Origin of the sequence: Sphingobium sp. YR768, assembly GCF_900111125.1 — a bacterium.
Classification (GTDB): domain Bacteria; phylum Pseudomonadota; class Alphaproteobacteria; order Sphingomonadales; family Sphingomonadaceae; genus Sphingobium.
In genome coordinates this window covers 24105-30409 of record NZ_FOGE01000042.1, presented here as the reverse complement: position 1 = coordinate 30409, position 6305 = coordinate 24105, and the positions used below count along the sequence as shown (strand labels likewise).

Annotated in this window: 7 protein-coding genes; 4 read left to right on the top strand and 3 right to left on the bottom strand. The window is 56.3% G+C overall.

Annotated elements, in window-relative coordinates:
- Nucleotides 1–417 (top strand): IS630 family transposase (locus BMX92_RS24615; protein WP_143066892.1); only part of this gene is annotated, 417 nt, incomplete at its 5' end.
- Between the two features lie 498 nt (nucleotides 418–915).
- On the opposite strand, the gene BMX92_RS27800 is transcribed toward BMX92_RS24615, so the two are convergent.
- The 3 genes from BMX92_RS27800 to BMX92_RS28495 form a co-directional block, all read right to left on the bottom strand.
- Complete coding sequence (locus BMX92_RS27800; RefSeq protein WP_218145846.1) at nucleotides 916–1365, bottom strand: hypothetical protein; 450 nt, start codon at nucleotides 1363–1365, stop codon at nucleotides 916–918.
- Between the two features lie 11 nt (nucleotides 1366–1376).
- The gene (locus tag BMX92_RS27795; RefSeq protein WP_218145845.1) at nucleotides 1377–1892 is read right to left on the bottom strand and encodes an IS4/Tn5 family transposase DNA-binding protein; all 516 of its coding nucleotides are present in this window, start codon (nucleotides 1890–1892) and stop codon (nucleotides 1377–1379) included.
- 192 nt (nucleotides 1893–2084) lie between these two features.
- Nucleotides 2085–2507 (bottom strand): Lrp/AsnC family transcriptional regulator, encoded by a 423-nt coding sequence (locus BMX92_RS28495; RefSeq protein WP_371262533.1) that lies wholly within the window; start codon nucleotides 2505–2507, stop codon nucleotides 2085–2087.
- Nucleotides 2508–2639: 132 nt separating this feature from the next.
- Between BMX92_RS28495 and BMX92_RS28235 the strand changes: the two genes are divergently transcribed.
- The 3 genes from BMX92_RS28235 to BMX92_RS24590 all read left to right on the top strand — a co-directional run bounded on the left by BMX92_RS28235 (nucleotide 2640) and on the right by BMX92_RS24590 (nucleotide 6303).
- Nucleotides 2640–3743 carry an NAD(P)-dependent oxidoreductase gene (locus tag BMX92_RS28235; RefSeq protein WP_371262532.1) on the top strand — a complete coding sequence of 368 codons (1104 nt, stop codon included), beginning with the start codon at nucleotides 2640–2642 and terminating at the stop codon, nucleotides 3741–3743.
- A 50-nt stretch (nucleotides 3744–3793) separates the two neighbouring features.
- On the top strand, nucleotides 3794–4966 hold the full coding sequence (locus BMX92_RS24595; protein WP_256213608.1) for an alpha-hydroxy-acid oxidizing protein: 1173 nt from the start codon (nucleotides 3794–3796) through the stop codon (nucleotides 4964–4966).
- 236 nt (nucleotides 4967–5202) lie between these two features.
- On the top strand, nucleotides 5203–6303 hold the full coding sequence (locus tag BMX92_RS24590; RefSeq protein WP_093021673.1) for a Gfo/Idh/MocA family protein: 1101 nt from the start codon (nucleotides 5203–5205) through the stop codon (nucleotides 6301–6303).
- Nucleotides 6304–6305: the final 2 nt, after the last annotated feature.

Genomic DNA, 6305 nt, shown 5'->3' with positions numbered 1-6305 from the left:
CATGGCCATTGGAAAACCACCACTTTCACCGGTGCGCTGCGCCTGACGGGCATGACTGCGCCGATGGTCCTGGACGGTCCCATGACCGGCGAATGGTTCGCTGCCTATGCCCAGCAGGTTCTGGCGCCAACGCTGCATCCTGGCGACATCGTCATCCTCGACAATCTGCCGGCACATAAGGCAGTGGCTGCCCGTGAAGCCATCGAAGCGGCCGGGGCGCGCATGATGTTCCTGCCGCCATACAGCCCCGACTTCAACCCAATCGAAAACGCCTTCTCCAAACTCAAGGCTATCCTGCGAAAAGCCGCCGCCCGAACCATCCCGGAGCTATGGAATGCGATACGTGACGCGTTGCCACGCTTCACTCCCGAAGAATGCGCAAACTACTTCACCGCCACCGGGTATGAGCCAGAGTGATCGGATTCTGCTCTAGATCAGGCCCTCGATCACATTGTAGAAAACGCCATATTCTGCCTTCAATTACCCATAAGTGCGCCCAGCGAGATGAATACCAAGTTTCATGTCCATAAGACGGGACCATCCACGCCATATGACGGTGTTGCCGGGAGGCGGATCTCGCTCGCGAGCGAGATAGCCGCCGAGTCTTGCGATCTGTGTCAGGTAACATGATAATTGTTGCGGCGGCGGTTGGCCGGTGCGGCTTATCACAATGCGGTCGATGAGGTTTATTTCATCTTTGGTCAGTGCGATATTTGGCGAAGCCGTAGGCGCAGTACGGGTTATCATAGTCATCCAGAATATATGCCAACTCAGAACGCAGTAAATCGCAAGCAAGTTCACGAGCCGCTCAGCGGTGCGTAATTTGGCTTCTTCTGCGCGACATCCAGATTTAAGGATCTTGTGAAAAACCTCTATCTTCCAGCGCAAAGCATACCATTGAAGCTTTTCGATCGCCTACTCCAGCGACGTAATGGGCAGGTCAGTGATAAGCTTCCAGTCGATAGGAGAGCGGTTTTCCGGGACTTCCTGTTCCTGAGCGTGGACTATGGTAAGATCGAGCGCAGGGTAGCGTTTCTGCTTGCCAATCGGCGACAAGACCCGAATCTTCTTATATTTCAGTGCCAGGCTGGCGGTCACGCCCTCGGCAATTTCAACCATGTGGCGACCTGCAATGGTTGCGTCCGCCATTTCAGCAGCAATGGTGTGTTTGCCATCGCCCGCCAAGCGATCGACGCATGTCCGTACCAAGAAATGGGTGCCAGCTTCGCCCGCAGCGCAGAAGAACTCATAGATGTCGTTTTCGCGATCTCCGATGTGGATCAGGCGCTGGCCTTCCCCCAGCAGAGCCGTGGAGGCGCGCATATTCTCCAACCAGCGGATACTTTCCTTGGCTTCGATCGGCACCCTCGTCGGATTTATATGACGCTTAAGTGCCGAGTACCCTTGAATTTGCTGCGGGACCAGAATTTGATCGCCGCCAAGCCGAGCGGCAGCCCCTCCGTCGTTTCCACCAGGCTGCTATGCATCAACAGCCCGCAAATGGTGTGTCGCCGAGCAATCCCCACAGTCTCGCGCTTGCTCGGGGCATAGCCGATGATTCCAACCTGTTCGGGCTTTTTGCGTTCAAATGAAAATTCGGTGGTATCTTGCAGAACCAGAATGGGTCCATCAATGGCTGCAACACGCGATGCCGTGGATTGGAAATGGCCTTGCAGAATTTTACCTTCGCAAACATCTGAATTTGAGAGAAAGCGGTAGGCAGCTTTGGTGTTGGCCCAGTCCTGGCAGGCGAGTGGAATTGGACCGCCCACCGCACTTGCCATCTGCGTCACCAACTGGCGCAGACGACGCCCAAGACGCACATCGCTAAATCGCGACGCAGCAAATTCATTATCGATCCAAGCCTGAGATTCCGAGCCATCCTCGACCATCGTGCACTCCGCAAAAGCGAGCCTTTGCGGGAACATGAATCATAGCTGATTCCATCGCAGCAATACCGCTGCGATCAGTGGAATCTGGCGTCAGACCACTTGTGGGTAATTGAAAGATATTCTGCACCTGGACCTGACCAAAAAACGTACAAAGTCGAGCTTAGCCGCTACCGCATGGCAGCGCCCGGGCGGCTAAATAGGAAGTTCCGATGTCAGTTTTACCTTCTGCATCGGAATTTCCGTTTTGACGCTTTGAACGCCTTTGATTCTTGTGAGGTGATTGGCTTGGAATCGTCGATATTCGTCGAGATTTTCGGCGACAACCCGCAAGATGAAGTCACAGTCCCCAGCCATCAAGTGGCATTCGACGATTTGTGGAAGTCGCTTCACTTCTTCGATGAAATGGTCGACGGTCTCGGCGTCTTGCGACTTCAACCAGACGCGGGCAAAAACGGTAAAGCCCACATTGACCTTCGTCGGGTTAAGCAAGGCCACGTAGCGGTCTATAAAGCCTGCATCTTCCAGGATTTTTACGCGTCGAAGGCAAGGGGAGGGCGAAAGCCCGACCTTTTCCGCGAGCTCTGTATTCGGGATTCGCCCGTTATTCTGAAGCACGCGCAGGATTCGCCGGTCAATTGGGTCGAGATTGGGCACAGAATTCTCGGTTCAAAAATTAGCCTACGTGTGGGGGATTATGCCAAAAAAAAGCGAAACGCCAGATTATTTGCAACCTCCTGCCACCGCCCTATGGGTATAGTGAGTCGAGATCGGGAAGATGCCCCAATTTCTGCTCATCGGCGGCGCCGCGGCAGCCTTCTTGCCCTCAGCAATGTCTGCGTTTGGGGGGGGCAACTCCCGGGCAAAGGACAAGGGTCTGCAATTGTCAGATTAAGCTTAGAAATGGACGTTATGCAGAATTCTGTTGAACACATCGATGAATCGAACCTCGGCGGCCAGCCAATTGGGTTTATTGGACTAGGTGTGATGGGGAATCCAATGGCTCTTAATCTGCTGCGAGCAGGACGAGAGCTATTCGTCTGGAACAGGTCACCGGATGGCAGCAATGCGCTTCGTGAGGCGGGCGCCGAGGTTACAGCAACGGTTCCAGAACTGTTCGCCAAGACCCATGTCGTCATCTGCATGCTGGCGAACGAGGATGCTCTCGACAGCGTACTGGGCCGGGGGACGGGCGCGTTCGAAGCTATGGTGAAAGACCGCACCATCGTGTCCATGGGCTCGAACCCGCCGGATTATTCGCAGCAGCTTGCTGCCGATATCCAGATGGCCGGAGGGGCCTATGTCGAGGCACCGGTTTCCGGTTCGCGGAAGCCGGCGGAAGCCGGTGAGCTCGTTTGCCTGCTCAGCGGCAACCCGGATGATGTTGAAGCCGTGCGGCCCTACCTTGTACCGATGTGTAAGGAAATCATTAACTGCGGCAGGATTGGCAATGCTTCCTTGCTTAAGCTAGCCGTAAACCACTATCTTTGCACCATGCTTGCGGGGCTGGCCGAGGCTGTCCATTTTGCAGAGCGCAATGGCCTTGATCTGCGGCTTTTTGAGGAGGCTATCGCGGTCGGGCCAATGTCCAGCGACCTGGCGCGGATCAAGATCTCTAAGCTCGTCAATCATGATTTCTCCATTCAGGCCGCCATGGTGGACGCGTACAACAGCACCAGCTTGGTCGCTGATGTCGCGCGCGCCAAGGCCATAGCTTCGCCTTTGCTCGATCAGACCCGTCAACTCTACGGCGAAAGTCTCTCCCTGGGGAATGATCGCCTGGATATGATCTCGGTAATCGATGCGATACGCGCTCGCACCAAAGTCCTACGGGGGGCTATGCAGGCTACCTGAGCCAGCAGCCCAATACCTAAGATACAAAACCTGATATAAGGGAGAGCGATGTGTCAAAGCCTCAATTTGGCGATTATCAGCTTCAGATTTACCGAGATGGCACGAGGGGAGAAATGCCCCGCTTCCCGGCTGACTTCGTTTCGCTCGAAGCTCAGGCGAAGGAAGTCTTGCCGTGGTGGATATACAATTATGTCGCGGGCGGCTGTGGTGACGAATACACCCAGCGCGAGAACTGCGATGCGTTTCGTCACTATGGTATCATGCCGCGACGCTTCAGGGGATCGCAAACCCGTGACCTCACGATAAAGCTGTTTGGAAATAATCTGACGACGCCTCTGTTTCTCTGCCCGATCGGGGTGATCGGGCTCTGCTCGCTGGACCTTCACGGCGACCTGAGGGTCGCGGAAGCATCAGCCAGAACCGGCGTCCCGATGATGGTGTCCACGCTATCGCAGGTCCCGATGGAGGAAATCGCAGCCGCGCTGGGAGATACGCCGGGTTATTTCCAGCTTTACCCGCCTAAGGACCGCGATCTCGCCCTGAGCCTCATTCGTCGGGCGGAAGCTGCCGGTTTTGCCGCCATCTCTATCACCCTCGACACCTGGGTGACCGGATGGCGCCCGCGCGACATCAACAATGGCAGTTTTCCGCAACTCAGGGGACATTGCCTTGCAAACTACTTCACGGATGAAAACTTCCTGAAGCGTCTGCCCAAAACCTTAAATGAGGATCTCTATGCCGCTGCCTGGGAGTGGGCCAACGTCTTCGGCGACTGCCTGAGCTGGGATGACTTGAAATGGATCCGGCAGGCGACGAAATTGCCCATCATGCTTAAAGGTATCTGCTCGCCCGACGATGCCCGCCGCGCGGTTGACTATGGGATCGATGCGCTTCAGGTCTCAAACCACGGTGGACGTCAGGCCAATGGCGGCTGGGCCGCGATCGATCTCCTTGAAGATGTGGTCAAGGCCGTCGATCTGCCGGTACTCTTCGATTCCGGCGTCCGGTCTGGCACCGACGTGGTCAAGGCGCTGGCCCTAGGAGCGACAAGCGTGGGGATTGGGCGTCCCTACGCCTTCGCCCTTGCGGCCGGGGGCGTTGAAGGTGTGGTCCACCAACTGAAGTCGCTGCTCGCCGAAGCAGACCTCCTCATGGCAATTGATGGCTACCCGACGATCGCACACCTTAAGGAGCCGGGTACGATTGCGCGCAAGCCAAGGTAAGTTCGAACGGCGCGGGCAGGCAGTGGACCCTTTTGAAGCCTGTCCTGACTGCGGTATAGGGCGGTCATCCGCGCAATTGCCTTTCAGGCGCTGCCAGCACTCCCGATACTTAGCTAGTAAAAACACATAAGTTAGAACGAAGACGGTGAGTATTATTCGCCTTATCAATAGAATAAAGGTATCTTTACCAATAGGAATTATGTAAGGATTAAATAGATATGCAATCAAGACTCCGTATGGGAATGATAGGCGGAGGTGTCGGCTCATTTATTGGACCGATCCATCGATTGGCCGCAGAGATGGATCGCGAAATTGAAATGGTCGCAGGGGTTTTCTCAAGCGACTCTTTGCGTAGTCGCAATGCGGGTGAGATGTATCGGATCGACCCGTTGCGTGCATATCCTTCGCTGGATGAGATGCTTGCCTCGGAGGGGAAGCGAGATGACGGAATTCAGTTCGTTTCCATCGTTACCCCGAACCACAATCATCTCCCCTCTTCACTTGCAGCGCTTTCTGCCGGCCTCCCGGTAATCTGTGACAAGCCTTTGACGGCGACCTTGGCCGAAGCGCACGAGTTGGCTGAAACGGTAGCGGCGACGGGCCTACCTTTTGCCGTTGCCCATACTTACTCAGGTTACGCCATGGTGCGCGAGGCCAGGGCTCGTGTCGCCGTTGGTGCACTTGGCAACGTCCGGAAGGTTGTGGTTGAGTACCCGCAGGGCTGGCTCGCCGGCGAAGCCTGCGGCAAGCAGGCAGATTGGCGAGTCGATCCCGCACGTGCCGGGCTTGGCGGCTGCATCGGCGATATCGGAGTTCACGCCTTCCAACTGGCCGAGTTCGTCACCGGATTGGAGGTGGCTGAATTACTGGCCGATCTCGGTACCGTTGTTCCCGGTCGCCTGCTGGACGACGATTGCTCGGTTTTCTTGCGTTTCTCCAATGGGGCCCGCGGTGTGCTGCTTGCCAGTCAGATAGAGGTGGGTGAACTCAATGGCTTGCGCATCCGAGTCTACGGTGAAAAAGGTGGGCTAGTCTGGAAGCAGGAAGTGCCCAACATACTTACCTTCCACACGCTGGACGGTCGGACCGAGATGATCCACGCAGGCGGTTCCCAGCTTGGCCCTGATGCTATGGCCCGCACTCGCACGCCACCAGGCCACCCCGAAGGATATCTCGAAGCCTTCGCCAATCTCTACCGCGATTTTGCCGCCATCTTGCGCGGGCAACCGGCGCCTCTGTTGCCGGGTATAGCCACCGGTCTGCGCGGCATGGCGTTTATTGCCGCGGCCGTCGCCGCCAGCCGGGATCGCCCTGGCTGGGTGTCGTTGACCGTCTGAAG